This window comes from Deltaproteobacteria bacterium, assembly GCA_016874755.1.
Classification (GTDB): domain Bacteria; phylum Desulfobacterota; class Binatia; order UBA9968; family UBA9968; genus DP-20.
In genome coordinates this window covers 23,409-49,051 of sequence record VGTH01000036.1, presented here as the reverse complement: position 1 = coordinate 49,051, position 25,643 = coordinate 23,409, and the positions used below count along the sequence as shown (strand labels likewise).

At 57.4% G+C, this 25,643-nt stretch carries 26 protein-coding genes and 2 pseudogenes; 3 read left to right on the top strand and 25 right to left on the bottom strand.

What is annotated here, in order from left to right:
• The first annotated feature begins 89 nt into the window (after nucleotides 1-89).
• The gene (gene rpsT / locus FJ145_19530) at nucleotides 90-371 is read left to right on the top strand and encodes a 30S ribosomal protein S20 (GenBank protein MBM4263605.1); all 282 of its coding nucleotides are present in this window, start codon (nucleotides 90-92) and stop codon (nucleotides 369-371) included.
• 65 nt (nucleotides 372-436) lie between these two features.
• Here the strand turns inward: rpsT and FJ145_19525 are convergent, their stop codons facing one another.
• From FJ145_19525 to FJ145_19450, 16 genes and pseudogenes are all read right to left on the bottom strand, one after another.
• Nucleotides 437-1,045, bottom strand: coding sequence for a hypothetical protein (locus FJ145_19525; protein ID MBM4263604.1), 609 nt, complete (start codon nucleotides 1,043-1,045; stop codon nucleotides 437-439).
• 2 nt (nucleotides 1,046-1,047) lie between these two features.
• Nucleotides 1,048-3,645, bottom strand: a complete 2,598-nt coding sequence (locus FJ145_19520) for a leucine--tRNA ligase (protein MBM4263603.1) — start codon at nucleotides 3,643-3,645, stop codon at nucleotides 1,048-1,050.
• A gap of 14 nt (nucleotides 3,646-3,659) precedes the next feature.
• Nucleotides 3,660-4,316: a transcription antitermination factor NusB gene (nusB, locus tag FJ145_19515; GenBank protein ID MBM4263602.1), complete on the bottom strand. Its 657-nt coding sequence runs from the start codon at nucleotides 4,314-4,316 to the stop codon at nucleotides 3,660-3,662.
• Complete coding sequence (locus FJ145_19510) at nucleotides 4,160-4,630, bottom strand: 6,7-dimethyl-8-ribityllumazine synthase (protein MBM4263601.1); 471 nt, start codon at nucleotides 4,628-4,630, stop codon at nucleotides 4,160-4,162. Before FJ145_19510 ends, nusB begins: the two co-directional genes overlap by 157 nt.
• Nucleotides 4,631-4,648: 18 nt before the next feature.
• Nucleotides 4,649-5,875 carry a GTP cyclohydrolase II gene (gene ribA / locus FJ145_19505; GenBank protein MBM4263600.1) on the bottom strand — a complete coding sequence of 409 codons (1,227 nt, stop codon included), beginning with the start codon at nucleotides 5,873-5,875 and terminating at the stop codon, nucleotides 4,649-4,651.
• A 25-nt stretch (nucleotides 5,876-5,900) separates the two neighbouring features.
• The gene (locus FJ145_19500; protein MBM4263599.1) at nucleotides 5,901-6,494 is read right to left on the bottom strand and encodes a riboflavin synthase; all 594 of its coding nucleotides are present in this window, start codon (nucleotides 6,492-6,494) and stop codon (nucleotides 5,901-5,903) included.
• Nucleotides 6,479-7,578: pseudogene (ribD, locus tag FJ145_19495) on the bottom strand (bifunctional diaminohydroxyphosphoribosylaminopyrimidine deaminase/5-amino-6-(5-phosphoribosylamino)uracil reductase RibD). The gene FJ145_19500 and the pseudogene ribD overlap by 16 nt, the downstream one beginning before the upstream one ends.
• 45 nt (nucleotides 7,579-7,623) lie before the next feature.
• Nucleotides 7,624-8,121, bottom strand: a complete 498-nt coding sequence (gene nrdR, locus FJ145_19490) for a transcriptional repressor NrdR (GenBank protein ID MBM4263598.1) — start codon at nucleotides 8,119-8,121, stop codon at nucleotides 7,624-7,626.
• Between the two features lie 106 nt (nucleotides 8,122-8,227).
• Nucleotides 8,228-9,481 (bottom strand): serine hydroxymethyltransferase, encoded by a 1,254-nt coding sequence (locus tag FJ145_19485; GenBank protein MBM4263597.1) that lies wholly within the window; start codon nucleotides 9,479-9,481, stop codon nucleotides 8,228-8,230.
• A gap of 17 nt (nucleotides 9,482-9,498) precedes the next feature.
• The gene (rpiB, locus tag FJ145_19480; protein ID MBM4263596.1) at nucleotides 9,499-9,966 is read right to left on the bottom strand and encodes a ribose 5-phosphate isomerase B; all 468 of its coding nucleotides are present in this window, start codon (nucleotides 9,964-9,966) and stop codon (nucleotides 9,499-9,501) included.
• 144 nt (nucleotides 9,967-10,110) lie between these two features.
• Complete coding sequence (gene acpP / locus FJ145_19475; protein ID MBM4263595.1) at nucleotides 10,111-10,347, bottom strand: acyl carrier protein; 237 nt, start codon at nucleotides 10,345-10,347, stop codon at nucleotides 10,111-10,113.
• Between the two features lie 28 nt (nucleotides 10,348-10,375).
• Nucleotides 10,376-11,116 carry a 3-oxoacyl-[acyl-carrier-protein] reductase gene (gene fabG, locus FJ145_19470; GenBank protein MBM4263594.1) on the bottom strand — a complete coding sequence of 247 codons (741 nt, stop codon included), beginning with the start codon at nucleotides 11,114-11,116 and terminating at the stop codon, nucleotides 10,376-10,378.
• Nucleotides 11,113-12,000, bottom strand: a complete 888-nt coding sequence (gene fabD / locus FJ145_19465; protein ID MBM4263593.1) for an ACP S-malonyltransferase — start codon at nucleotides 11,998-12,000, stop codon at nucleotides 11,113-11,115. Before fabD ends, fabG begins: the two co-directional genes overlap by 4 nt.
• A gap of 136 nt (nucleotides 12,001-12,136) precedes the next feature.
• Nucleotides 12,137-13,171, bottom strand: coding sequence for a phosphate acyltransferase PlsX (gene plsX / locus FJ145_19460; protein ID MBM4263592.1), 1,035 nt, complete (start codon nucleotides 13,169-13,171; stop codon nucleotides 12,137-12,139).
• Between the two features lie 18 nt (nucleotides 13,172-13,189).
• Nucleotides 13,190-13,372 (bottom strand): 50S ribosomal protein L32, encoded by a 183-nt coding sequence (locus FJ145_19455; GenBank protein ID MBM4263591.1) that lies wholly within the window; start codon nucleotides 13,370-13,372, stop codon nucleotides 13,190-13,192.
• Between the two features lie 66 nt (nucleotides 13,373-13,438).
• Nucleotides 13,439-14,026, bottom strand: a complete 588-nt coding sequence (locus FJ145_19450; protein MBM4263590.1) for a DUF177 domain-containing protein — start codon at nucleotides 14,024-14,026, stop codon at nucleotides 13,439-13,441.
• Nucleotides 14,027-14,206: 180 nt separating this feature from the next.
• Between FJ145_19450 and FJ145_19445 the strand changes: the two genes are divergently transcribed.
• Nucleotides 14,207-15,211, top strand: a complete 1,005-nt coding sequence (locus FJ145_19445) for a TIGR01212 family radical SAM protein (GenBank protein MBM4263589.1) — start codon at nucleotides 14,207-14,209, stop codon at nucleotides 15,209-15,211.
• Nucleotides 15,208-16,110, top strand: a complete 903-nt coding sequence (locus FJ145_19440) for a PDZ domain-containing protein (protein MBM4263588.1) — start codon at nucleotides 15,208-15,210, stop codon at nucleotides 16,108-16,110. Before FJ145_19445 ends, FJ145_19440 begins: the two co-directional genes overlap by 4 nt.
• 284 nt (nucleotides 16,111-16,394) lie before the next feature.
• Here the strand turns inward: FJ145_19440 and FJ145_19435 are convergent.
• The 9 genes and pseudogenes from FJ145_19435 to lexA all read right to left on the bottom strand — a co-directional run bounded on the left by FJ145_19435 (nucleotide 16,395) and on the right by lexA (nucleotide 25,621).
• Nucleotides 16,395-16,526, bottom strand: a pseudogene (locus tag FJ145_19435) (cytochrome c5 family protein).
• Between the two features lie 164 nt (nucleotides 16,527-16,690).
• Complete coding sequence (locus FJ145_19430; GenBank protein MBM4263587.1) at nucleotides 16,691-17,740, bottom strand: class I SAM-dependent methyltransferase; 1,050 nt, start codon at nucleotides 17,738-17,740, stop codon at nucleotides 16,691-16,693.
• A 201-nt stretch (nucleotides 17,741-17,941) separates the two neighbouring features.
• Nucleotides 17,942-18,646 carry a Uma2 family endonuclease gene (locus FJ145_19425; protein ID MBM4263586.1) on the bottom strand — a complete coding sequence of 235 codons (705 nt, stop codon included), beginning with the start codon at nucleotides 18,644-18,646 and terminating at the stop codon, nucleotides 17,942-17,944.
• Between the two features lie 74 nt (nucleotides 18,647-18,720).
• A complete protein-coding gene (gene dnaE, locus FJ145_19420; GenBank protein MBM4263585.1) occupies nucleotides 18,721-21,972 on the bottom strand; it encodes a DNA polymerase III subunit alpha in 3,252 nt (1,083 codons plus the stop codon).
• Between the two features lie 47 nt (nucleotides 21,973-22,019).
• Complete coding sequence (locus tag FJ145_19415; GenBank protein ID MBM4263584.1) at nucleotides 22,020-22,301, bottom strand: HigA family addiction module antidote protein; 282 nt, start codon at nucleotides 22,299-22,301, stop codon at nucleotides 22,020-22,022.
• A 29-nt stretch (nucleotides 22,302-22,330) separates the two neighbouring features.
• The gene (locus tag FJ145_19410; protein MBM4263583.1) at nucleotides 22,331-23,917 is read right to left on the bottom strand and encodes a DNA polymerase Y family protein; all 1,587 of its coding nucleotides are present in this window, start codon (nucleotides 23,915-23,917) and stop codon (nucleotides 22,331-22,333) included.
• Nucleotides 23,880-24,485: a recombinase A gene (locus tag FJ145_19405; GenBank protein ID MBM4263582.1), complete on the bottom strand. Its 606-nt coding sequence runs from the start codon at nucleotides 24,483-24,485 to the stop codon at nucleotides 23,880-23,882. The genes FJ145_19410 and FJ145_19405 overlap by 38 nt, the downstream gene beginning before the upstream one ends.
• A 45-nt stretch (nucleotides 24,486-24,530) precedes the next feature.
• A complete protein-coding gene (locus FJ145_19400) occupies nucleotides 24,531-24,977 on the bottom strand; it encodes a four helix bundle protein (protein ID MBM4263581.1) in 447 nt (148 codons plus the stop codon).
• Nucleotides 24,978-25,012: 35 nt separating this feature from the next.
• Nucleotides 25,013-25,621 (bottom strand): transcriptional repressor LexA, encoded by a 609-nt coding sequence (lexA, locus tag FJ145_19395; GenBank protein MBM4263580.1) that lies wholly within the window; start codon nucleotides 25,619-25,621, stop codon nucleotides 25,013-25,015.
• Between the last annotated feature and the right edge of the window lie 22 nt (nucleotides 25,622-25,643).

Here is a 25,643-nt window from a genome sequence, read left to right as displayed (position 1 = left end):
GCTGCCCGCGGCGGCATGCCGCCATCGTGCATGCGTTTGCCAAAGTTGACTCTGGAAAACGGAGGTGTTAGAAAAGGGGCTCACTTTATATTTTCGTTCGGGAGGCAAAGCTTTTGGCTCGACATCCATCCGCAATCAAGCGGCACCGGCAAAGCATCGCGCGCCGTGCGCGCAACATCGAAACCAAATCGAAACTTCGCACCTTGATGAAAAAGGCTCGTCAAGCCATCGAAGAGAAGAAGGCCGAGGAGATTCCCGCGCAGGTCCGGGCGGTCGATAAGGCCCTGAGCAAAGCGGTAAACAAGGGTATCATCAAGAGCAATACCGCCTCGCGCTGGCTATCTCGGATTGCCCGAGCCGCCACCCGCTAACGTAGCGTTTTGCCGCACAACTCCGTTTCACCATTTCACCGCCGGCCCGTCTAGCGCTTGTCAGGTTAAAAGCCTTCGACAATGCGCTGGTGCAAGTCACGGGCGAAACGATCCATCAGTTGCTCGCGCGCCGCTTGGCTCTGCATTTCGGTTAGCTGTATATCGGTCAAGCGCCGCACATCGGAAGTATTGAAGGTACCGGTGCGAAACTCCGATGAGGTCGTCACCACAGCGGCCCGCGAACCGGCATACAACTGCGTCAACCGCGTGTTGGCAGCGCGCCAGAGAACCTCGTTCGGCTCGCGCCGGCGCAATGTGACGTCGAGCGTCATCACCGCCTCATACTCCAGCACCTCGTCCTGCCGGCTCACCGATGCAACTTGGCTTTCCAACGAACGCACCAGACCGCTCAGAATGACATCGGCCTGCTCGGCTTGATCGACCAGCTTGAGCTGCCCGCGCCGATAGAACTCGCTGCGCAGCGCCGAAGTCAGCTCTTTGTCGATGCCGACGTCGCGGCTCCGGCTGAGGAACGGTTCGACATAGACGGTTTTGACATTCTTCAATAAATAGGAATTCTGGCCGGTCAACCGATAACCGCACCCTCCAGCGCCCCATATAACGATGCCAACGAGTAGCGCCCGCCAAACCTGCCAATGACCCAGTCGCGTCATGACTAACCCTCCACCACGATATTGACCAATCGGCGCGGCACATAGACCACGCGCTGCACTTTCTTGCCGCTCAAGAAGCCGGTCACTTTCGGATCGGCCAGGGCATCCTTTTCAATGCGCTCCTGGGTGACGTCAGCCGGCACGGTGATCTTGCCGCGCACCTTGCCATTGACCTGCACGACCACCAAAAGTTTTTCCTCTTCGAGCGCTGCTTCGGAGAACGTCGGCCACTGCACCCGATCGAGCGTCTCGCCATGGCCCAATTGTTCCCACAACTCGTTGGCGACGTGGGGCACGAAAGGCGCCAACAAAACGATCAGCGTTTCCAACCCTTCTTTGATAAGTGCGCCGCCGGCTCGCGGTTGTTCTTGATCCTGCGCGGCGGCGCTCAGGGCATTGAACAATTCCATGATCGCAGCAATCGCGGTGTTGAAATGAAAGCGGCCGTCTATGTCTTCAGTGACTTTCTTGATCGTACGGTGAATGGTCCGACGCAGATCGCGCAGGTCGGCCGTCAGCTCTTCGTCCATCGCACCATTGCTACCGGCCAGCAAGCCATCGCGATGCTGCTGCGTAAAACGCCACAATCGGCTCAAGAATCGATAGGCGCCTTCAACGCCCTGATCGCTCCATTCCAGATCCTTTTCCGGCGGCGCCGCAAACAACGTAAACAACCGCGCCGTGTCGGCGCCGTAGGCTTTGATCAAATCCTCCGGATCGATGATGTTTTTCTTCGATTTCGACATCTTCTCGACCCGGCCTTTTTCCACAGCTTGGCCGCACTGCGGACACTTCCACCCTTGTTTTTCCGAACCACCAAGCTCGCCCGGAAAAAGCCAGTTGTGTGTCGGGCAGCGGTAGGTTTCCTTGCAAACCATGCCCTGCGTCAAGAGATTACTAAACGGCTCAGCCACTTGAGCGAGGCCGATGTCACGCAGCGCTTTGGTAAAAAAGCGCGCGTAAAGCAGATGCAAGACCGCGTGCTCGACGCCGCCGATGTATTGGTCGACTGCCATCCAATACTTGCCCTGGGCTTTGTCGAACGGCGCCTTGTCGTAGCGTGCCGATGCGTAGCGCAGAAAATACCAAGATGAATCCACAAAGGTGTCCATCGTGTCGGTTTCGCGGCGCGCGGCGCCGCCACACTGAGGACAGGCGACCTGGCTGAAGCGCTGGCTTTCCGCCAGCGGCGAGCCGCCTTTGCCGGTGAAAGGCACGTCTTTTGGCAATTCGACAGGGAGTTCGGCATCCGGCACCGCCACCGGCCCGCAGCGCTCGCAATAGATGATCGGTATCGGCGTGCCCCAATAGCGCTGGCGCGACACACCCCAGTCGCGCAGCCGGTAGCGAATCGCCTTTTCGCCCCAACCTTGAGCTTGCGCGTGGGCGGCAATTTTCTCTTTCCCTTCGACGTTCGGCGTGCCCGAAAACGGCCCGCTGTCGACCATCACACCCTCATCGACATAGGCTTCGGTCAATTCGCTCGCCGAGAGTTTGCGATCTTGCGGCTCGATCACGAGCCGGATCGGCAGCTGGTATTTTCGCGCAAACTCAAAATCCCGCTGATCGTGCGCCGGCACGGCCATCACGGCGCCGGTGCCGTAGCCCATCAAAACGAAATTGGCCAGGTAGATCGGAATATTTTCCCCGGTGAAAGGATTGCGGCAGTAGGCGCCGGTGAAAACCCCTTCCTTCTCGACTTCATCTTCGCCGCGCTTGGCTTGGCTGATGTTCTTCACCCGCTCGATGAAACCTTTGACCTGCGACTCCTCGGCGGTGCCACGGCAAAGCTGTAGCGCCAACGGATGTTCCACCGCCAGCGATACAAACGTAGCGCCGTAAATCGTATCGGGGCGGGTGGTGAAAATGCGCAGCTTGGTGTCGTGGCCGATCACCGGAAAATCGATCTCGGCGCCGATCGACTTGCCGATCCAGTTGCGCTGCATGGTCAGCACTTTGTCGGGCCAGCCGTTAAGCCTATCCAAATCGCGCAGTAGCTCTTCGGCATAGTCGGTTATGCGAAAGAACCACTGCTCCAACTCCTTTTGCACTACCGTCGAGTCACAGCGCCAACAGGCGCTGTCGATCACCTGCTCGTTGGCCAACACGGTGGCGCAGGAGGGGCACCAATTGACCGACGAACTTTTCTTGTAGGCAAGCCCCTTTTTGTAGAACTGAATAAAGATCCACTGATTCCAACGGTAGTAGTCGGGCAGACAGGTGGCCACTTCGCGCGCCCAGTCATAGGAGAGCCCCATGCGCCTCAACTGGGTCTTCATGTAGAGAATATTTTCCTGGGTCCAAGCTTCGGGATGGACGCCGCGCTCGATGGCGGCGTTTTCCGCAGGCAAACCGAAGGCGTCCCAACCCATCGGGTGCAGCACGTTGAAGCCCTGCATGCGCTTGTAGCGCGCCACCACGTCGCCGATCGAATAATTGCGCACATGGCCCATGTGGATGCGTCCCGACGGATACGGAAACATCTCGAGCACGTAATACTTGGCCTTGCTGCCGTCTTCAGCGACTTGAAAGGAGTGACTCGCCTCCCATTGACGCTGCCACTTCTCTTCAATCTCTTTGGGCTGATAACGTTCGTAAATAGATTTCAAGAGATCTACGCTTTCACCGCATCAGAGTGGGCGATCTGATCGAGCACCCCGTTGATGAAGTTCGGTGAATCTTCACTGCCAAAGCGCTTGCCGATTTCGACCGCCTCATCGAGGCTGACATTGAGCGGAATGTCCGAGCAGAAAACCAACTCGTAGGTCGCCATGCGGAGAATGACCAGATCCACCTTGGACAGGCGGGCAAGCTTCCAGTTTTCCGTCGCGCCATCGACCAGGCGATCGACCTCGGCGCGCTGGCTGACCACCCCGGAAACCAAACGGCGGGCAAACTCCTTGGCGCGCGGGTTGCCTTCGAAGTGCTGCAGAAATAAATCGACAGCCGCCACCGACGGATCGCCGGTGATCTCGATTTGATACAGCGCCTGCAACGCCAGTTCGCGCCCCTTGCGGCGGTTGGTCTTGGCGCTGTGAACGCCAACGGTTGATTCTTGCTCCTCGGTCACGATGAGTCCGATTTGTCGGAATTGGGCAGCTTCAGAATTTGCTGCTAACGCGGCAGTTGGCGAAGCCCGTCCACCATTTCGATGGCAGTGAGCGCCGCCTCGTAGCCCTTGTTCGCGTCCTTGGTGCCAGCGCGGTCGAGGGCTTGTTGCACGTTGTCGGTGGTCAAGACACCGAACCCGACCGGCAGCTCGAACTGCCAAACCACTTTGCCGAGTTCGCGGGTCACCGCCTCACAGACATAATCGAAATGGGGAGTGTCGCCGCGAATCACCGCGCCCAGGCAAACCAACGCGTCGTATTTGCCACTGGCGGCCATCTTCTTGGCTATCAGTGGAATCTCAAACGCCCCCGGCACGCGCGCCACCACGACTTCGTCGGCATTGCCGCCGTGGCTGTCTATGGCATCGAGGGCGCCGGCCAGCAGCTTCTCCGTTACAAAGTTGTTGAAGCGGCTGACGACGATGCCTAGTTTGAGCCCCTGCGCGTTGGGCTTGCCTTCAATGAGTTTTGCCATAGATGAAAACGCGTGATCTCAATGCTTGGCCGCTTTGACATCCAGGTTGCTCAAGAGATGGCCCAGCTTGCGCTGCTTGGTGCGCAAATAATGAATGTTGCTGTCGCGCGGGGAAATCTCCAGCGGCACGCGATCGACAACGTTGACGCCGTAGCCTTCGAGGCCGGCGATCTTGCGCGGGTTGTTGGTCAGCAGATGCACCTGCTTGACGTTCAAATCGCGCAGAATTTGCGCGCCGATGCCGTAGTCGCGCAGGTCTTCTTTGAAGCCCAACTCAAGATTAGCCTCCACCGTGTCGCGCCCTTGGTCCTGCAGCGCATAGGCTTTGATCTTGTTCGTCAGCCCAATGCCGCGGCCTTCCTGGTGCATGTAGATCAGCACACCCTGGCCGCGCTCGTCGATCATGCGCAGCGAGTGGCGGATTTGATCGCCGCAGTCGCAGCGCTCCGAGCCAAACACATCGCCGGTCAAACATTCCGAATGAACCCGCACCAGCGCGCCGCCCTCGGCGCTGATATCGCCCTTGATGAGCGCAATGTGCTCCGAGCCATCCACCGCATTGCGATAAACGATCGCTTTATAATTGCCGCCGTAAATCGTTGGAAACTCCTCTTCGGCCACCCGATTTACCAGGCTTTCGTTGCGCAGCCGGTGGGCAATCAGACTGGCCACCGAGAGCACCTTGTGGCCGAGCCGCTCGGCCAATTTGAACAGCGCGGGCAGGAGCGCCACCGAGCCGTCTTCTTCTAAAATTTGGCAAAGCACACCGGCCGGCTTGAAACCGGCAAGCCGCGCCAAATCCACCGACGCGTCGGTGCGTCCCGAGCGCGCCAACACGCCGCCGACGCGCGCCTGGAGCGGCTGCACGTGGCCGGGAATCACCAGATCTTCGTGGGTCGTTTTGTCGTCGATGGCGGCCAAGATCGTATGAGCCCGCCCCTGGGCGGAAACCCCGTGGACACCCTCGAGGCGAACCGTAAATGAAGCGCCGCACAGGAGGCCCGACAGCGGGCTATTCTCTTCCGGCACCAGCGGAATGCCCAGCTCGCGGATTCTTTCGTCGAGCAGATTGACGTAGATGATGCCGCGGCCATGGTGCAGCATGTAATTGATCGCTTCGGCCGTGACTCTTTCTGCCGCCAAGCAGAAGAAGCCATCGCTGTCCGGCGCGTCTTCGTTGACCAGAATAACCATCCGGCCGGCGCGAATTTCCTCCAGCCCTTCTTCAATCGTAGCAATGGACATAATTGAAAATCTTCGTGCGCAGCGATCACCGATGCGGTTTCATGAAATTTTTAACGTATTTACCGATGAGATCGGTTTCGATATTGACTCTATCACCAACCCTGCGGGCGCGCAAATTAGTGTGCTGCAAGGTAAACGGGATGATCATCACTGAAAAGCTCTGGCGCGAGCATTGATTGACCGTAAGACTAATGCCGTCCACCGCCACCGAGCCCTTGGGGACTAAAAGCTCCCCAAGTTTGGCCGGCAAACGAAACCTAAAGCAGGTAAATTCATGGCTCTTCTCGATACTGGCAACCGTCGCCAAGCCATCGACATGCCCGGTGACTAAATGACCGCCGAGCCGTTCCTGCAGCCGCATCGGCTCTTCGAGATTAACCAGACTACCGCTGTGCAGCTGGGCCAAGCTGGTGCACGCCAAGGTCTCCGGCGAGACGTCTACGGTAAACTCCCGCGCGGCTTTCTTGACCACGGTTAAACAGGCACCGTTGACCGCAACGCTGGCGCCGGGCTTCATGGCGCGAACCGGCAATCGGGTTGAGACCACCAGCACCGCTCCGCCCTTACTGAGCTGAAATCCCTTGATCTCGCCGACGTCTTCAATCAAACCGGTAAACATAACTTCGCCCTTTGCTCCATCACAGATAACCTTCAACCAAGATATCTTCGCCGGAGCGCTTGACAGTTAAACCTTTCACCTGCAGCGATCGGCGGACTTTGTCGATGGCCAGTTCGCCAACCATCGATTTACCATCGCTGCCCAAAATTTTCGGCGCGTAGAAAAATATTATTTTGTCGACGATTTTGTCTCGCAGCGCCGACGCCGCAACTTCTGCTCCGCCTTCGATCAGCACATTCACGACGCCTCGCCGGGCGAGTTTGCGCAACAGCGGCCGCCAGGGAATTTTTCCCGCGCGCAGCGGAAACTGCCAGAGCTGCGCGCCAGAGCTTACCACGGCTCGGCTCTTCGCCGCACCGACGCCGCCTCCCGCTACGATAATCGTCTTTCCAGGGTCGGCTTGATGCAACAGTTGGGCAGCCGGTGCAATGCGCAACCGGCTATCCAACACCACACGCAGTGGATTGCGCCCGCCGGCAATCCGGCAAGTGAGCTGTGGGTCATCGGCCAGCGCTGTGCCGGCACCGACAATTACCGCATCCAATTCATTGCGCAGCCGATGCACTGTGTTGCGCGACAGCGCGCCGCTAATCCAATGGGCGTCGCCCGTGCGCGCGGCGATCTTGCCGTCGAGCGTGGCGGCCAGCTTGAGTGTGACGAAAGGCATGCCGCGCTGGATATATTTCACCCAGCCCTGGTTGAGCGTTTTTGCCTCTTCCTCAAGTAAACCGCTGCGCACGCGCACACCGGCGCGGCGCAACTTTGCAAAACCCCTCCCGGCAACCAACGGATTGGGATCTTTCATGCTGGCCACGACCTCGGCTATGCCGGCGCGAATCAACGCATCGGCGCACGGCGGCGTGCGCCCGTAGTGGCTGCAGGGCTCGAGATTTAGATAGAGGGTTGCGCCGCGCGCCTTGGCGCCGGCTTTCTTGAGCGCGTCGATCTCGCCGTGATCGCCGCCGGGGTATTTGTGATGGCCGCTGGCGACGATTCGACCACCCCGCACAAGCACTGCGCCCACCATCGGGTTGGGGCTCGTCCGGCCCGCGGCTTTGCGCGCTTGGCGCAGCGCCAAACCCATGCACTTGATCTCGAACTCGCTCCAGACCGGCGCGGCCAAAACCGACTATTCCCTTCTCGGCCGCAGGTTGGCGAGGGCCGAGGAACTCTTGCGCTCTTTGATCAACTCTTCAAGCTCCACTAAGAACTCGCTGATATCTTTGAACGATCGATAGACCGAAGCGAAGCGCACATAGGCCACTGGGTCGGTGTCGTGCAGCTCGCGCATCAGGGCTTCGCCGATCACCGAGCTGGGGATTTCCTTTTCACCGCGCTCTTGAATAGTCCGTTCCACCCGATCGGCCACGGCTTCAATCGTATTGATGCTCACGGGCCGCTTCTCGCAAGCGCGCTTCAAACCGTTGATGATCTTGACCCGGTCATAGTTTTCCCGCCGCCCGTCTTTTTTGATCACCATCGGCATCATCTCTTCGACCCGCTCGTAGGTCGTGAACCGGCGGCTGCAGCGCTCACATTCGCGCCGGCGCCGGATCATATTGCTGTCCTTCGACAGGCGCGAATCGATGACGCGATTCTCAATCTCGTGGCAGAAGGGACACTTCATGTTAATGGATGATGGAAATCCGAAAATGGCGAATGGCAGACGCGTATTCGCATACGCTATCCTCGATCCTAGATCCTCAATCTTCCATCCTCGAGTTCTCTGTCCTCTAATTCTTCGCCAGCCGATGCGGATACACCGGAAACTTCTTGCACAACGCGCCGACATCCGCGCCGACCTGCTGCACCACCTTCTCGTCGCTGATGTTCTGTAGCACCCGGGTGATCAAACCGCCGATGGTTTCCATTTCCGCTTCTTTCATGCCGCGCGTGGTCACCGCCGGCGTGCCGATGCGGACGCCGCTGGTGACAAACGGAGAGCGAGTGTCAAAGGGCACGCCATTTTTGTTGACCGTAATCCGCGCCCTGTCTAGAGTTTCCTGGGCGACTTTGCCGGTCAGCTCAGATTTGCGCAGGTCGACCAGCATCAAGTGGTTGTCAGTGCCATCGGAGGTCAGGCGAAAACCGCTGTTCATTAATTTTTGCGCCAGCGCTTTGGCATTTTTGACGATCTGTTGCTGATAGGTTTTGAACTCAGGACTGAGCGCTTCTTTCAGCGCCACGGCTTTGGCGGCAATCACATGCATCAGCGGCCCGCCCTGCATGCCGGGAAAAACCCGGCTGTCGATGGTCTTAGCATGCTCCGCTTTGCACAGCACCATGCCGCCGCGCGGCCCACGCAGAGTTTTGTGCGTCGTTGTGGTCACGAAATCGGCATAGGGCACCGGACTCGGGTGGAGCCCGGCTGCGACCAGACCGGCGATATGCGCCATATCGACCATCAAGAGAGCTCCCACTTCATCGGCAACCTTGCGAAAACGCGCGTAGTCGATGATGCGCGGGTAAGCGCTGGCGCCGGCGATGATCAATTTCGGGCGATGCTGTTTCGCCAGCCTCTCAACTTCATCGTAATCGATGGTCTCGGTTTGCTCCGACACACCGTAGGGGACGACGTTATAGATGAAGCCAGAGAAATTCACCGGGCTGCCCATCGACAAGTGGCCGCCGTGAGCCAAGTTCATGCCCAAATAGTTGTCGCCGGGTTTCAGCACGGCGAGGTAAACCGTCATGTTGGCCTGGGAGCCCGAATGCGGCTGCACGTTGGCGTGATCCGCGCCAAAGAGCTCTTTGGCGCGGGCGATCGCCAGCGACTCCACTTCGTCGACATATTCGCAGCCGCCGTAGTAGCGTTTGCCGGGATAGCCCTCGGCGTACTTGTTCGTCATGATGCAGCCCTGGGCTTCGAGGACCGCTTCGCTGACGACGTTTTCCGAGGCGATCAACTCCAGATTGCCTTCAAGCCGCCGGGTCTCTTTTTCGATGGCGGCAAAGACCTCGGGGTCGGTTTGTTGCAAGAAAGACATGACAAATCCTTCGCTGGTTAGCGCTCCGCATCAACGGGGCGCACAGTCAGATCCTTTTCAATGGCATTGATCTTATCAAGACGACGTTGATGCCGACCGCCGGCAAATGGCGTGCTGAGCCAGATGTCCAGGATTTCTTCGGCCAAGTTTTGGTCGGTTTTGGCGCCGCTCAAGACCAGAATATTGGCGTCGTTATGCTCGCGGCTTGAACGCGCGCCGTCCAGGTCGTGCACCAGCGCGGCGCGCACGCCGGGAAATTTGTTGGCGATAATCGACATGCCGATGCCGCTGGTGCAGACCAGCACGCCGCGCTGCGCTTCACCGAGGGATACGCGCGACGAAACCTCGCGGCCGTAGTCGGGGTAATCCACCGACTCCGACCCGTGGGTGCCGCAATCGTGCACCGCGACATTTTTTGCTTCGAGCAGCCGGCGCAAAAAGGTTTTCAGTTCCACGCCGCCATGATCGCAACCGAGAGCAATCATAAAACCGTAGGCCTCAATAGAAATATTTTGCGCGCATAAAGAAAAATCGCAGCAGCAGCGCTGCCACGCAACGCGTCCCCTGCGATTTCCAGGTGGTGTTCGAACCGCTGGTGAGTGAAGAATGTCGAGCGCACCAAGCGACGGTTAGCGGTGGCTCTCGATGTAGCTGATAACATCCTGCACTGTTTTGATCTTTTCCGCGTCCTCGTCGGAGATCTCCATTTCGTACTCTTCTTCCAACGCCATCACCAATTCGACGATGTCGAGGGAATCCGCGCCCAAGTCTTCGATGAAGGAAGCTTCCGGAGTGACCTCTTCCGCACTCACCCCCAACTGCTCACAGACGATTTCTTTTACTCTGGCTGGAATCGATGCCGCCATCTTCTCTTACCTCCTGCTAAACATTTGCTCACATGTACAGGCCGCCGTTGACGTTTACAACCTGTCCGGTGATATAGCCCGCCCCTGGTCCCACCAGAAACAGCACCGCCTGCGCCACCTCTACCGCGGTGCCGAAACGACCGAGCGGAATCGCTTGGCGATAGTCGTCTTGGACTTTGGCCGGCAGACCGGCGGTCATTTCGGTTTCGATAAACCCCGGGGCGACCGCGTTAACGGTCACCCCGCGCGATGCCACTTCACGCGCAACCGATTTGGTGAAACCGATGATACCGGCTTTAGTCGCCGCGTAAAGCGACTGGCCGGCGTTGCCCATCTGCCCGACGATGGATGATAGATTGACGATACGACCGCTGCGCTGGCGAATCATCTGGCGCGATACCGCCTTGGTGCAAAGAATCGTGCCCTTTAGATTGGTTCCGACAACCTGGTCCCAATCTTGGGCTTTCACGCGCATCAACAGGTTGTCAGAGGCAACGCCGGCGTTGTTAACGAGAATATCAATTTTCTGATGTCGGTCAACGATACTTTTGACCGCGGCCTCTACCTGCACCTCGTTTGAAATATCGCACTGCAGGAGCTCGCCTTTGCCGCCTTGGTTGATGGCGGCAAGGGTCTCTTCAGCCGCAGCTTGATTGCCGCGATAGTTGACGACCACAAAGGCACCCTGCTGCGCCAAGAGCAGCGCGATGGCCCTGCCGATGCCGCGACTGCCGCCGGTGACAAGGGCTACTTGGCCGCTAAGGCTCACGCGCTCGCTCCGACCGCCAGTTTTTCGAAATCTGCAGGAGACTCAATATTTTCTACGACCATCGTCGGAACAATGCGTTTGATCATGCCCTTCAACACTTTCCCCGGGCCGATCTCCCAAGCACGACCGCAACCGAGGTCATCGAGCTTGCGTACCGACTCCTCCCAGCGCACCGGCTTGACCGCCTGCTCGACGAGCAGCGCTTTGACCCGGCCAGGGTCGCGATTGACCAGAGCTTCAACGTTGGTGACGACGCCGGTCGACAGCGGTTTTACCTCGACGGCGCTCAAGACTTTTTCCAGCCCCTGGGCGGCGGGCGCCATGAGCTGGCAATGAAACGGCGCGCTCACCGGAATGCTCAAGGCGCGCTTGGCACCGCGCTCCTTGGCTAGGGCGACCGCACGAGCGACGGCGTCTTTGGCGCCGGCGATAACGATCTGGCCGCCGCCGTTGTAGTTGGCCGGCGCCACCACCTCGCCGTTGCTCGCGTCGACGCAAAGCTTTTGCACCGCGTCCATCTCCAAGCCGAGAATGACCGCCATGCTGCCGGTGCCCACCGGCACCGCCGCCTGCATCAAACGACCGCGCTCCCGCACGGTTTTCACCGCGTCACGAAAGCTCAAGGCGCCGGCACAAACCAGCGCGCTGTACTCACCCAAGCTGTGGCCAGCGACAAAGTCGGGGCGCAGCTCGGTTTCACTCAGGACGACACGGAGCAGCGCGATGGAGATCGTCAGAATTGCCGGCTGGGTATTTTCCGTTAAAGTCAACGCCTCTTCCGGCCCGTCAAAGCACAGCCGGCCAAGAGCGAAATCAAGCGCATCTTCGGCTTCCGCTAGAGTATCGCGGGCGACGCTAAATTGCTCACACAGGGCTCTGCCCATGCCCACCGACTGGGAACCTTGGCCGGGAAAAACAAAAGCTGCTTTATCTTTTGTCACTAGGGTGATGCTCCAAATCTGCTTCGTCCGCGGCGGCGGGCTTGTCGCCAAAAGATTCGATTTTCGACTTCAAGCGGTGTCAAAGTTTCTGTGGCAACCCTGCTTTTTTTTCGCCGTGGGCGTCCTCACCGCTGCCGCTGAGCACTTCTATAATACGGCGGTTGACGCCATGATCGACGGCGTCCCGAGCCGCGCGTACCGCGTTCTTGATCGCCAAAGGATTGGATCCGCCGTGGGCGATAATCGCCACGCCGTCGAGACCGATCAACGGCGCGCCGCCGTACTCGGCATAGTCCAGGCGGCGGTAGGCTTCTCGCAGCGGTTTGCGACTAATCAGATAACCGACTTTGCTGGATAGCTTCTTTTGAAAGGCTTCTTTGAGCACTGCTCCGGCAAAACTGGCCACCCCTTCCATTGTCTTTAGCGCCACATTGCCGGTAAACCCATCGCAGACGACCACGTCGACGCTGCCATTAAAAATGTCGCGTCCTTCGACGTAGCCGATGTAATTGAGACCCGTGTTCTTCAATTCCTGCGCCGCGGCGCGGGTCAAATCGTTACCTTTGCTGTCTTCTTCGCCGTTGCTGAGCACACCGACTCGGGGTTTGGCGACGCTCAGCACATGTTCGGCATAGATCGCTCCCATCTGGCCGAACTGCACGAGATGGCGCGGCTTACAGTCGACGTTCGCGCCGGCATCGACGATCACGGTCCCTTTAGCCATGCTGGGCACGGTAACGAGGATCGCCGGGCGGGCCACTTCCGGCAGCTTGCCCAAGACAAACATGCCGCACGCCATCATGGCGCCGGAGTTGCCGGCGCTGACAAACGCCTCCACTTCGCCGCGCTTCATTAACTCGAAGCCGACTTTCATCGACGAGTCTTTTTTGCGCAAGGCGCTGCTCGGCGACTCGCGCATCTCGACGGTTTGGGATGCAGGGATAATTTCTAGCTTTGGCGCGCTGTTATGCTGCGCCAGCTCCCGCTCCACCGCGTCCTTTTGGCCGACCAAAACGATGTCGGCCCCGAGCTCTCGGACCGCGAGCAATGCGCCTTCGACCACCACACCGGGCGCCCGGTCTCCCCCCATCGCATCAACGGCGATCCGTGGCATAGAACCGCGCTGGCGGGCTCAACTCTCTTCGGTCTGGATGACTACTCGGCCGCGGTAAAAACCGCAGTTGCGACAGGCACGGTGGGGCAGGACGGTCTCACCGCATTTAGCGCAACTACTCCACTGCGGAGCCGTTAGGGCGTCGTGCGCGCGGCGCTGATTTTTGACTCGTTTCGAAGTGCGTCTCTTCGGTACTGGCATGGAAAATCCCATCCTTCTCTGCCGCCGCAAAGCGACGACAGCGGTAATTGCTCATCCAGGGCCCGCTTAGCGACCGACTTTGAGCGTGCGAAAGATCGCCATACGGGGGTCGCTGGCTACTGCCTCACATCGGCATGCTTCGCCATTGAGATTGACACCGCAGCGATCGCAAAGCCCCCGGCAGCTGTCCTTGCACAGCGGCCGAGTTGGCAGGGCCAACATCACTTGCTCGTCGATGAGAGGAGCCAAGTCGATTTCTTCGGTTGCGTAATAGCTCAGACCCAATTCTTCGCCGCGCAGCTCCTCGACGCCTCGGCCGTTCTTGGCGGGCGCCGGCACCAAGACTAAATCGAAGCGCCGCCGCAATTCAAATTCGTAATCTTCGAGGCAGCGGCCACAACGCGCGCCAATTGTGCCGGCCACTTCGCCATTAAAAAACAACTCCTCCCCAGACCGATAAAAGCTCAGGAGCACTGCCAGCTCTGGGGGAAAATGGAAATCCGCCGCACTTTCCTTGCGGTAAAACTCATTAAGCCCCTCAGTTCGTTCAGCGAAACTGATCTCTTTGGGGGATTGAGGAATATCGTCGACGGGAATTTTCATCGACGCAGAAGTGGCCGTTTCGTAAAGTGAATATAGAGAAATCCTGCCCATTGTCAAGCCGTTGCAGCCCGCCCAAGGAGTAAAAGCTATCGATTTATTAACAACTTCCAAGGCGCGCGCAGGGTGTTACACAAGCCCAGGCAAGACCCAGGCCGAGGCCAACAAGAAATGTACTGAGAAGAAATCTTGAACCTTGAACCGTACCTATGTTAACCCTCTGTTGGCTTTCCCATGAACTTTCCGGCCGAACTTCACGAGCGTTGGCGGGCCAAGCGCTACAACGCCTTCAACCATGTGCTCAAAGACCATTTTGGCGCGCGGGTTTACAAAATCGGTCTGCGGATGGAGTTCACCTGCCCTAACCGCGACGGCAAAGTCGCTGTGGGCGGCTGCATCTATTGTAACAACTCCAGCCACACACCGGAGGACTATCAGCCGCGCACCTCGGTCACCGAACAATTGGCGCGCGGCGCCAGCGCCGTGTTCAAACGCCACCGAGCGGAAAAGTACATCGCTTATTTTCAAAGCTATACCAACACCTACGAAAGCGCGGCCAAGCTGGAACAACTCTACCGCGAAGCGCTGGCTTTTCCCGGCATCGTCGGCCTGTCGATCAGCACACGACCGGACTGCTTGCCCGACGACGTGCTCGACTTAATCGCCGACCTCGCGCGCACGACTTATCTTTGGTTGGAGCTGGGCCTTGAGTCGATGCATGACCGGACCCTTGGGTGGATCAATCGCGGCCATGGTCTGGCCGAGTATGTCGATGCGATCAAGCGCTGCAAGCGCCGCGGTCTGCGAGTCTGCACCCATTTGATTTTGGGCTTCCCTGGTGAGAGCCGTGCTGAGATGCTGCAAACCTCTGGTCTACTCAACGAGCTGGGTATCGACGGCGTCAAACTGCACAATTTGCACGTGATCAAAAACACCACTCTGGAAAAGTTTTACCACGGCGGTCAGTTCACGCTTTTTAGCCAGGAGGAATACGTCTCGCTGGTGATTGATTTTCTGGAGCGCCTCGACCCCAACATGGTGATTCACCGTCTGACCGGCGAAACCTATCGTGCCATGACCGTCGCGCCGGCCTGGTCCATCAATAAGATCGGCGTGCATAACGCGATTTATCATGAATTGGAAAAGCGCGACACCTGGCAAGGGCGACTGTATACGCCGGCGGCGCAATTACCGCTCCACCCTAACCGTGCCTTTGAAGTTTCAGGAGTACAACTGTGAATGGCCATATCGGTTTGATCCATTCGATTCTGCCGGCAACGGTGGAGCTTCATGTCAAAGTTTCCGAGCGCCACCCCTCGGCGCGCAACTTGGGCGCAGAGCGCTTCGGCTCGGGCACTATCGTCGATAGCGACGGCTACATCTTGACCGTCCATTACGTCACCGTGGGCGCATCGTCGATCACGGTGACAACTCACGATGGCGAGCAGCACCCGGCGCAGATCGCCGCCCAAGACCAAGAGACGGGATTGTCCTTGATCAAGATCGCCACCCGCGGGCTGCCGTTTCTCCGGCTCGCGCCGGCGGATTCGGTGCAGCTCGGCCAGGAGGTCGTGATGATCGCTAGCAGTGGTCAAGGCGGTCGCCGGGTGGCTGGCGGCTATGTCTCGTCGGTCGATCTTTATGACGGCCAATGGGAATACATGATTGATAAGACTATTCGCACAACGGCTTTTAACCCCGGCTTCGGCGGCGGCACTCTGGCCAATTTTCGCGCCGAGCTGCTCGGAGTCGTGTCGCTTAACTTGACCGAGGTCGGCAAATTCTCGATGGCGATTCCCATCGACTACTACCGTACTTATGAGCAAGAGCTAAAGCAATTTGGTCAAGTGAAAAGCCGCCAGCCGAGGCCCTGGCTGGGCATCTATCCGCAGCCCATGGCCGATCACGTGGTGATTGGCGGCGTGGTACCCGGAGGGCCGGCGCAAAAGTTCGGCTTGAAAGAGGGAGACGTGATTCTTAGTGTGGAAAAAAACGCGATCCGTTCGCGTCCGGAGCTCTATCGCGAAATGTGGAAAAAGCGTCCGGGAGAACGGATCTCGTTTAAGATTTTGCGCGAGGATCAGTCGCTAGACTTAGAAGTTGTCGGCGGCGACCGCGCCGACCGCTATCGGACCTAATCGTCGCCGCCGACTTTCTTAATTTCACCCTTGCCAGTAATCTTGATCCCCAGCGCGGGAGTGTAGGCATCGGGCTCGTAGTTGATCATACCTTTATCGGCAGCCTGAAGATCGGCGAGCTTGACGTTCTTGCCGCTCTTTTCAATCTTGGTCTTATCGTCGACACCGACCACTTCTTCGCGAATCTTGCCTTTGCGTTCTAGTTGAAAAGTAATCGTGCGCTGGCCGACGGCGCTGATCACGCCTTCGACTTCGACGGCTTTAGTCTTAGCAGCTTTCTCTTCCTTTGCAGCCGGCGCTGGGGCTGGAGCTGGCTTCGGTGCCGGCACCGGTGCCGGAGCCGGCGGTGGCGCATCCGTCGAGCTACACGCCACCAGCAAAGCACCCAAGAAAAGCGCCGCCACCGACCCGGTCATCAAATGCACAGAATTTTTCATTCAACCCCCTCCTTAGAGATCGTCACAATCTTCACGCTTGCTGGAAAATTTTGCCAAACAGCGCAACGCAAATTACAATTCTTAAACCACACTTTTCTTTCGCTTGTCAAGTTAACGCCCGCCAACAGAAGACATCGGCGGTACTATTTCGGTCGCAAGGTGGCGTGCAAAAAATCGCCGTAGCCGCAGGAATCAACGATAACGAAGATCGGCCGTAGCAAGCGGCGCAGCAATTTGCTGTGGTCCCAGCGAATTCGCCGAATCCAAACGGGCCAATTTTCGTGCTCGTTTAAGAAGTAACGCAAACTGCGCACGCAGTTGAAAGGCCCTGCGCTAAAGTTCATAGCGGCAATGTCAAAACCGCTGGCATCACACAACACTCGCAATGTTTTCGGGCTGTAAGAGATCACATGACGCGGCGCGTCGAGGGCAAACCAGTGTTCTCGAAATAGCCAGAAGATCAGGCTGTGAGTATTGGGAACGGTCACGTAGACAATACCGTCGGGTTTAAGAATTCGCCGGATCTGTGCGAACACCTCTCTCGGGTTCGGCAGATGTTCCAACACGTTGGAAAGCCGTACGACATCAAAGTAGCTGTCCGGATACTTGGCATCTCTCAGCGTGCCCTGCTGTACATCGAGCCCCAAGGCGCGCGCCTGCTGGGCTGCTGCCGGGCTTGGCTCAATCCCATAGGTCTTCCAACCCCATTGCTTGAGGCGGTAGAGATAGGAGCCAGCACCGCAGCCGACATCGAGAATCCGGCCTTGGCCTTTATAGGGAATCACTTGTCGGGCCATGAACCAGGAAAGAACCCACGCTGCGGTTCTTTTAATGTTTGAAGCCGTTCCAACCGAACTGGTGGCCGGATAGTCGTAGCAGCATTCAAGAACAAGTCTGTGCCAATAACCGCGGTAATTTTTCTTATCGAGAGATTTGGCCGGGCCATGGCGGCGATAAGCCGCAGGGTAGTATTGCGTTAGCTGATCGTTGTCTAACCAGGGCTGAATGAAATGCGCGTCGCAATATGAGCAGCGGTGAATGGCAAAAGTCCCCGGAGTATGATGGACGCGATCGCGTGTGATGAAGAGCCGGGGCGCGCCTGGTTGCGCACATAAGGGACAGCATGCAGTCAGACTGACCGCTTGGGACGAGTTGGCCGATTCAAAGTCGGCAATGAGTACAGAGTTTTCCATTTACGATCTAACAGCGAAACGCTTACCTTGGCGACGACAACGGGCGTGATGGATTGCGCCCTTTCCTTTCATTTGGAAACAACTCGAAAGTACTCTCCTGTGGTTCGTGCTGTTGTTGAGGGTCGATCCTGGTTGTGAATCGGTTTATTGGCTTCGTTGGCAGCCATCAAGATGAAGCGGGATTTGTGAAACGAAGCTCGCTCAATTTCGCTTCGCTCTTGTGAGCGCAACAAAGGCGTCGTGCTCGGGAGTCGCCACTCCGTCGGTTTGTTGCCGGAGAACCTTAGCCAGATCGCCTTGCAGCAGCGCCGGCGCATCTAACCATAGCCCGGGAAAATTTTCGCTTTGGTACAGTCCCGATTCGTTTGGCGTCAATCGCTCATAGCGCCCCTCGCGCAGGACAAACCAATCGGTGGCCTGATCCTGAGTGCGCCAGACAATGTATTCTTGAACACCGTGGCGACGATACACTTCGAGTTTTTGATGGAGATCATAGGCTACACTGCTCGAAGCGATTTCGGCGATCAATTCGGGCGGACCCTCCACGTAACCGTCAGAGCCAACCTGCGATTGCCCACCCTCGATGATGCGGAGCAGCAAGTCTGGCTGTGGTTCGTTATCGAAATCCAAGCGCACGGTGGCATTGTCTGCTACCCCAGCCCCCGGTGTAGAGGCGACATAGACTCCGAGCCATGTGGCTAACTCCGAATGCTGGCGACCATGTCCCTCGTAGCGTACTGGGGAAGGCACGTAAACCACTCCTTCGATTAGTTCCGCTTTCTTGATTTGCGACATAGCCGCATAGCGACGCTCGAACTCTGGGCGAGTCAAACGGTCACCATTTTCCAGCGCAGGGACATCAACCCGTCGCATGGCTCTAGCCGAAGGATGGGGAGAGACCGACATGAAGGCTAGAGTTCCCTCTCGACTGCCGAAAGTCAACAGAGAACGGACCTACATAGAATGCGCCCGAGACGGCTCTAGTGAAAATCTCGGCTGTGCGTGTTGGCTGGATGGAGCGCGACCTTGGGCTCCCACATCTGTTCGGCAACTAAGTGAACCACACCCTCTTCGACTTGCAGCTTGCCGGTGAGGCCCAAGAAACTCACGGTTTTGGCGATCACCGCATAGCGTTGGAACACATTCTCCCACACCACCACGTTGACAAAACCGCTTTCATCTTCGAGTGTCATGAACACGACGCCGCCGGCGGTGCCGGGTCGCTGACGGCAAATGACTAATCCGGCGTAGCGCACTCTGGCGCCGTTTTGCATGCCCATGATTGTTGCTGCGTCCGGCAAATCTTGCGCCGCCAGCGCGGTACGCAGCGGCGCCAACGGATGGCGCCGTGGGCTGTGCGCGGTCATGCGATAGTCCCAGTGCACCTCTTCAAAATCGGACAAGGATTCGAAGCGCGCGGATCTTTCTCGCGGTGACAAACGTAACGATTGATTTTGCTGGCGGGCCAATCGGCGCACGTCCCAAAGCGCCGAGCGACGCTCTTTGGTTAGATTCTCCAGCGCACCGGCTTCAGCCAACGCGCTCGCCGTGCTTTCGCTGACGCGCGTGCGCCGAATAAAATCTTCGAGCGAAGCAAAGGCGCCTTGGCCTCGGCGCAAAACAATCTCCTCGGCTTCGTCTTGGCACAGGCCCTTGATGTAACGCAGTCCCATGCGCACGGCGAAATTGCTGCGGCCGCTGTTTAATTCTTCTAATGTGCAATCCCATTCGCTCTGCTGCACGTCGACAGGTCGAACCACCACATGGTGCCGTTGCGCATCACCGACAATCGTCGCCGGTGTGTAAAAACCCATGGGCTGGGCGTTGAGCAGTGAACAAGTAAACTCAGCGGGATAGTGACAGCGAAGCCACGCCGTCGCGTAGGCAATCAACGCAAAGCTCGCGGCATGGCTTTCGGGAAAGCCGTACTCGCCGAAGCCGCGAATCTGCTCGAACACGCGTTGGGCAAACTCCGGCTTGATGCCCTTGGCCTGCATGCGGGTGATCAAGCGCTCGCGGTGGCGCTCCATGCGGCCGGTGCGGTGCCAGGCGGCCATGTCGCGGCGCAATTGATCGGCTTCACCCGGAGTGTAGTCGGCGGCAACCATCGCCAAACGCATCACCTGCTCTTGAAACAGCGGCACGCCAAGGGTTTTCTCCAAGACTGGTTCAAGACTAGAATGTGGATAATCAACTTTTTCTTTGCCCTGACGGCGGCGCAGATACGGATGCACCATACCGCCGGTGATCGGGCCGGGACGGACAATGCTGATCTCAATCACTAAATCGTAAAAATCTCTTGGTCGCAGCCGTGGCAGCATCGACATCTGCGCGCGGCTTTCGATCTGGAACACACCCACGGTGTCGCCCATGCATATTTGATCGAAGGTTGCGCTATCACCTTCCGGGATGGTCGCCATCGACAGTTCAATGCCATCATGTGCGCGCAACAGTTTGAAACATAGATCAAGCTGCGTCAGCCCCCCTAGGCCCAGCAAATCCACTTTAAACAAATTTAAATCTTCAAGATCATTCTTATCCCACTGAATCACCGTGCGCTCGGCCATGGTGCCATTTTCGATGGGCACAATATCGTGCACCGGCTCATGGCCGAGCAAGAACCCGCCGGGGTGAATCGATAGATGGCGCGGAAAATCTAAAATCTCATTGGTCAACTCAAGCAAATGCTTGTGCATGCCTGCCCGCGTGTCGACGCCCAAGCTGTGCAGCGTATGGGGCGATACCGCATCATAGGACGATAAAAACTTTGCCATGCGATCCAACTCGGTTTCGGCAAATCCCAGCGCCTTGCCGACATCGCGCAGCGCCGAGCGCGCCCGGTAGCGAATCACGTTGGCAACCATGGCGGCGCGCTCGCGGCCGTATTTCTCATAGACATGCTGGATCACTTCTTCGCGCCGGTTGTGCTGGATATCGAGATCGATGTCCGGCGGCTCAGCCCGTTCTTGTGAGAGAAAGCGCTCGAAGAGCATCCCGATGCGCTTTGGGTCGACGGCGGTAATGCCCAAGCAGTAACAGACCACGGAATTGGCCGCCGAACCTCGCCCCTGACAAAGAATATTGTTAGCGCGGCAATACTCGACGATCTCCCACATGGTGAGAAAGTAGCCGGGATAATCGAGCGCTTGAATAATCTCCAATTCCTTATCGATTTGCTGGGGGATCCCGTTAGGAACGCCCTGAGGGTAGCGCCGCTGCGCGCCTTCAAGCGTCAAGCGGCGCAGCCACTCGGCGGAGGTCACCCCATTCGGCATTTTTTCCGAAGGATAGCGATAACGCAGCTCGTTTAGTGAAAACCTGCACCGCTCGGCAACTTCCAGCGTGCGTGTCACCACTGCCGGATCGTCAGCAAACAGTTGGCCGAAAAGCGGCGGCGACTTAAGTCCGTATTCAGCGTTGGGCTTTAACTTGCGACCGCAACTGGAGACTGGCACACCCTGGCGAACTGCGGTGAGAACATCCTGTAGCCGCCGGCGCGCCGGCGTGTGATAAAGCACTTCGTTGGCAGCAAGCAGCGGAATGTTATAACGGCTGGCAACCTCGCGCAGGTGCGCTTCTTGCTCGACCTCCTCCTCCCGCCGATGACGCGCGAGCATGAGGTAAAGGCGATCGCCAAAGGCATCACACAATAATTCAATGATTTCTCGGGCTTTTACTCCGTCATTCCGGCGCAGGCCTGTCCTGAGCTCAGTCGAAGGCCCGGAATCTATCACCTCGGCTGACTTGCCGGTATTAGTGCGACCTCGCGCACTTCCGGCCCCTTGCCCCTTGCTCTTTGCACTGCGCGCTCCGGCTGCTTGCTCCCTGCTCCCATCCCCCTGCTCTCCACCCCCACCCCACAACCCAATCACCCCCGAAGCATGCGCGCAGACCTCATCCCAAGAAACAACGCTCTCCCCCTTTTCCGAACGCAATCGCCCCCTGGTTAACAAACGACAAAGATTGGCATAACCGCCACGATCTTGAGCTAAGAGCACGATGACTGAGCCATCATCGACGCTCACCTGCGCACCGACGATCAATTTCATCCCCAATTCGCGCGCCTTCACATGGGCGCGCACGATACCATAAACCCCATCGCGATCAGTTAACGCTAAGGCAGGCAAACCAAGCCGATGCCCCTCTTCAATCAGCTCGTCGGGATGACTGGCTCCTTCGAGAAAAGAAAAATTGCTCTTGCACCAAAGCGGTAGGTAGGAAACATCGAACATAATTAACCATCACGACAAATGCACTTTGTCTAAATCACCGTTAATCCTTACCCCACATAACGAAGCGATTGCCCTCTCAAAAAATCTTTCAAAGTTTTCTTTGCCGTCTCTCCTTCAAACCGTGCCTGTAGATCCAACCAGTAGCGTTCGGACATGCCAAAGTAGTGCGCTAGACAGAGAGCAGTATCTTTGGTGATGGCACGTTGTCCCTGAATAATTTCATAAACCCGCCGCACCGGGATTTGTACATCTCGCGCCAGGTGCCAGACACTAATTCCACGTGGTGCAAGAAATTCTTCCAATAAAATTCTACCCGGATGTATGGCCATAAAACCTCCATTCAATAGTTCGTTTTGAATCACTCAACCACCCCTTGTAAAAACCATCGTCTTCTCATCTGGTCGTAGTACACCCACAGGAGATCCCCACGCCGGGTTTCGGCGTAGTAGTATTCGCGCTGGATTTCGCGATTCCACCAACTGCCCGAGAAAACGTAGGGACCGGTGAGTTTTTCAATGCTGCCGTACTGGAGACCCAAGATCAGCCAACCGTCCTCGTGATTACCACGCGGGGAGCCAGCAAACATGATCGGTTTGTTGACGATGCGGCGGACCAATGCGGACTGACCGTTCCAACCATTCAATCGCTTTGCGGAGCCTGTCCTGAGCCCGGTCGAAGGGTTCAAGCCGTTCAAACCGTCTGCCTTAATCGAAGTTGTAGAATTGTTCGGAGGTATGATCCGATCGAGGGGTTCCCAGGCAAAGTTAGCTTCAGGGAGGTGACCATCTTTTAGTTTGGCCTGCACGACAGCGCCGTCGCCGAACTCGGCGCGCAGGCGCGCCAGGGCGCGGTTAGCGGCGTCGAGATCGCGTGCCGGGCCTTCGATGAACAGCCGGAGCTGCTCCCTCGTTGCCGCGCAAGATTCGGCGCGCAACTCGATTTCGATCACACCGGCAGTGAGTTTAAGCGATTCAAGCCGCAGTCTTACGAGATCGAGAATTTGAACCGCGTTGAGCGTCGGCTCGGCGGGGCGCAGTTGCTCTTTCAACCAAGCGCCGTGATCGATGAGAAAAGACAGCCACAAGACCGTCAGCGCTTGAGCACGCGTGGCAAGCGTGGCGAGCAGCGGATGGAGCATCTGTTTGATGAGAAATAAAAGCCGTACAGCGTCGCTTTTGGCGTCGTCGAGGATACGGTGTTGCACAACCGGTGCTTCCGGCGCGCTCGGCTGGAGCGGTGTCCAGAGGTCGCCAGCGGCCATGCGGTAAAGCCGGTGCGCATCGGGACCGAAACGCTCGCGCAAACCGCTTGGCGGCAGTGTTAATAAAGCGCCGACGGTCCTGATGCCGAGCTTGGATAAAACATCGCGAAATTTGGCGTCGATATGCAGACGGTCAAGCGGCACCTGCTCTGCGGCAGCGCGCTCCTCGTCGGCACTGCGAAAGATTGTTACCCCCCTTCGAGATTTAGCAACGGCGTAGGTGTCAAAACGGGTATAGCCGACGACGATGGTGGCCTGGTAATCACCTTCTTTAATGCTGCCATCAATCGCTCGGGCCCACTGATTGGCCGTGGGGAAAAGCTGCTTCAACCCAGCGCCATTGAGCCAGAAAATCCCGGGCTCCTGTTTGGCCGGTTCGACTTCCGGCGACCAACGCATCAAACATTGGGTGAGGCCGTCTATGGCTTGTTTGATCTCACCCGCGGCTACTTCGCCGGCGCGCAATCCCGTCGCAAGAGAGAAAGCCGCGGCGTAGCGCATTCCCGGCAAGACGCCGAGTTGGCGGGCTCGATCATTGACCCAAAGAATCAATCCTTGCGGTCTGTCCTCCGCCACCACTGCGGCCGGATGGCCCGCCCATTCAGGGCGGCGCTTGAGCAGCAGCTGCAATGGAAAAGCCGGCAGATCAACACAAGCCAGCCGGTCCGCGGTAGAGTTCTTCATGATTCCAAGTGGGCCCGCGCCGTTTGTCTTTCAGCACCCGCAGCGCGCAGCCAAACCTATTTCCAGAAATCCGTTTCTTTTCCGCGTGCACGCGCAACGACACCAACGAGCCCAACGAAAAAGCTTTACTCGCTTTAGTCGTCAGACAAACCAGCGCCGCATGATGATGCATAGCCAAACCCGTCAAGCGCGCCTGCAAGGGCATGGGAATATCGGCCGCCCCAAGATCGAGCACAATCAACCCAAACCCACCCGAGCGCAAAAGTTTCTCTCCCGCGCGCGGAATGTTCTCTCGTTTTGGCAAACGAACCACCACGAGAGCAGCTAGATCGGCACCACTCCGAGCCGCATCCGGTGGATAGAAAGAACTCTCGGTCGAAGTCACCCAACCAACCGGCTCCCCGTTTAACTGCGCTTCGCGCACTAAGCCAAAGCTCATGGTCAACGATGCGGATCCCGTCGAGCCGGAGATTTCGACTAAACGGCCAGTAATTTGACTTAGCGTCCAATGGCTCTCTGACCGAGCAACGTCTTGCTGTGTGCTCTTCTGAGCAAACATGAAAGCCATTGGTACGGTTCAAATCCTTCAAACTGTTCGGCCTTTTTTTGAGGTTCAAATCGTTCGACCGTTGCGATTAACCTCAGGCCGACTCGCCCCGTTGGGACGGTTGGAGTTGTTGTATTGAGGTCCTTTCGCATCGCTGCCTTTTAGATAATCGATCAAATTGCTGATCATGGTCGAGAGCCGTTTGAAAGCCTGCGACAACTCTTCGCAGTTTTTCTGCGGCAAATACGCTTGGTCAAAGGCGACATAAAGATGCGAGCGGGCTTCCCCACAAGCCCCTTTGGCTGTGAAGAGAAATTGCAAAAACTCTTGATTGCCGCCGCGCTCACAACCCTTGGCAATGTTAGACATGACTGACGTGACCGCGTCGCGCAGTTGATCGCGGAAGCGATAATCCTTGGAAAATTTCGGATCGGCAGTTAAGCGATACACTTCTTTCGCCAACCCCCGGGCGCTTTTCCAAATTTCCAAATCCTCAAAACTTTTCGTCGTCATAAAATCCTCCTGTGGTTTGATCTTTGTTGCATCGTTTAGAATTTTCTTTGTAATCCGATCACTCTGCCAACGATCCGAAACTCCCCCTGCGACACCGTGATCGGCGCATATTTTTCATTTTCTGCTTGAAGCGTGACGACGCCGCCTTTTTTAAAAAAGCGCTTCAAGGTCGCTTCGCCCTCGATCAAGGCGCAGACGATTTCGCCATTTTCCGCCGTGCCCTGCTGCTTGACGATCACTTTGTCGCCGTCCTGAATGCCGGCGCCGATCATGCTGTCGCCTTTGACTTGTAGGGCAAAGATTTTGCCTGAGCCCATATCGTTAGTAATAGCCAGCATGCCTTCGATGTTTTCGTCGCTGAGAAACGGCTTGCCGGCGGGGATCCGTCCCAGAATCGGGATTTCGCGAAAACCGCTCAACGCCGATTGGCCGCTCGCCGTGACGATCTCCAAGGCGCGCTTGCCGAGCCGGCGGATGTAGCCCTTTTTTTCCAGGGCCTTTAGATGATCCGAGACGCCGTTGGTGGAGGCGATCTTAAAGCGCGCGCCGATCTCGGGGATCGACGGGGCAAAGCCCTTCTCCCGAATGGTTTTCAGGAGAAAATCGTAGATCTCTTTTTGCCGCTGGGTGAGGGTCGGAAGCATGGGAAGACGGTATACTGAAATT

Coding starts and splice junctions, on each gene's coding strand:
- FJ145_19525 (MBM4263604.1), bottom strand. CDS start 1,045: ATGACGCGACTGGGTCATTGGCAGGTTTGGCGGGCGCTACTCGTTGGC.
- FJ145_19510 (MBM4263601.1), bottom strand. CDS start 4,630: ATGGCAAAACTCATTGAAGGCAAGCCCAACGCGCAGGGGCTCAAACTA.
- ribA (MBM4263600.1), bottom strand. CDS start 5,875: ATGTCCATTGCTACGATTGAAGAAGGGCTGGAGGAAATTCGCGCCGGC.
- FJ145_19500 (MBM4263599.1), bottom strand. CDS start 6,494: ATGTTTACCGGTTTGATTGAAGACGTCGGCGAGATCAAGGGATTTCAG.
- nrdR (MBM4263598.1), bottom strand. CDS start 8,121: ATGAAGTGTCCCTTCTGCCACGAGATTGAGAATCGCGTCATCGATTCG.
- FJ145_19485 (MBM4263597.1), bottom strand. CDS start 9,481: ATGTCTTTCTTGCAACAAACCGACCCCGAGGTCTTTGCCGCCATCGAA.
- rpiB (MBM4263596.1), bottom strand. CDS start 9,966: ATGATTGCTCTCGGTTGCGATCATGGCGGCGTGGAACTGAAAACCTTT.
- acpP (MBM4263595.1), bottom strand. CDS start 10,347: ATGGCGGCATCGATTCCAGCCAGAGTAAAAGAAATCGTCTGTGAGCAG.
- fabD (MBM4263593.1), bottom strand. CDS start 12,000: ATGGGCAGAGCCCTGTGTGAGCAATTTAGCGTCGCCCGCGATACTCTA.
- plsX (MBM4263592.1), bottom strand. CDS start 13,171: ATGCCACGGATCGCCGTTGATGCGATGGGGGGAGACCGGGCGCCCGGT.
- FJ145_19455 (MBM4263591.1), bottom strand. CDS start 13,372: ATGCCAGTACCGAAGAGACGCACTTCGAAACGAGTCAAAAATCAGCGC.
- FJ145_19450 (MBM4263590.1), bottom strand. CDS start 14,026: ATGGGCAGGATTTCTCTATATTCACTTTACGAAACGGCCACTTCTGCG.
- FJ145_19445 (MBM4263589.1), top strand. CDS start 14,207: ATGAACTTTCCGGCCGAACTTCACGAGCGTTGGCGGGCCAAGCGCTAC.
- FJ145_19430 (MBM4263587.1), bottom strand. CDS start 17,740: ATGGAAAACTCTGTACTCATTGCCGACTTTGAATCGGCCAACTCGTCC.
- FJ145_19425 (MBM4263586.1), bottom strand. CDS start 18,646: ATGTCGGTCTCTCCCCATCCTTCGGCTAGAGCCATGCGACGGGTTGAT.
- dnaE (MBM4263585.1), bottom strand. CDS start 21,972: ATGTTCGATGTTTCCTACCTACCGCTTTGGTGCAAGAGCAATTTTTCT.
- FJ145_19415 (MBM4263584.1), bottom strand. CDS start 22,301: ATGGCCATACATCCGGGTAGAATTTTATTGGAAGAATTTCTTGCACCA.
- FJ145_19410 (MBM4263583.1), bottom strand. CDS start 23,917: ATGAAGAACTCTACCGCGGACCGGCTGGCTTGTGTTGATCTGCCGGCT.
- FJ145_19405 (MBM4263582.1), bottom strand. CDS start 24,485: ATGGCTTTCATGTTTGCTCAGAAGAGCACACAGCAAGACGTTGCTCGG.
- FJ145_19400 (MBM4263581.1), bottom strand. CDS start 24,977: ATGACGACGAAAAGTTTTGAGGATTTGGAAATTTGGAAAAGCGCCCGG.
- lexA (MBM4263580.1), bottom strand. CDS start 25,621: ATGCTTCCGACCCTCACCCAGCGGCAAAAAGAGATCTACGATTTTCTC.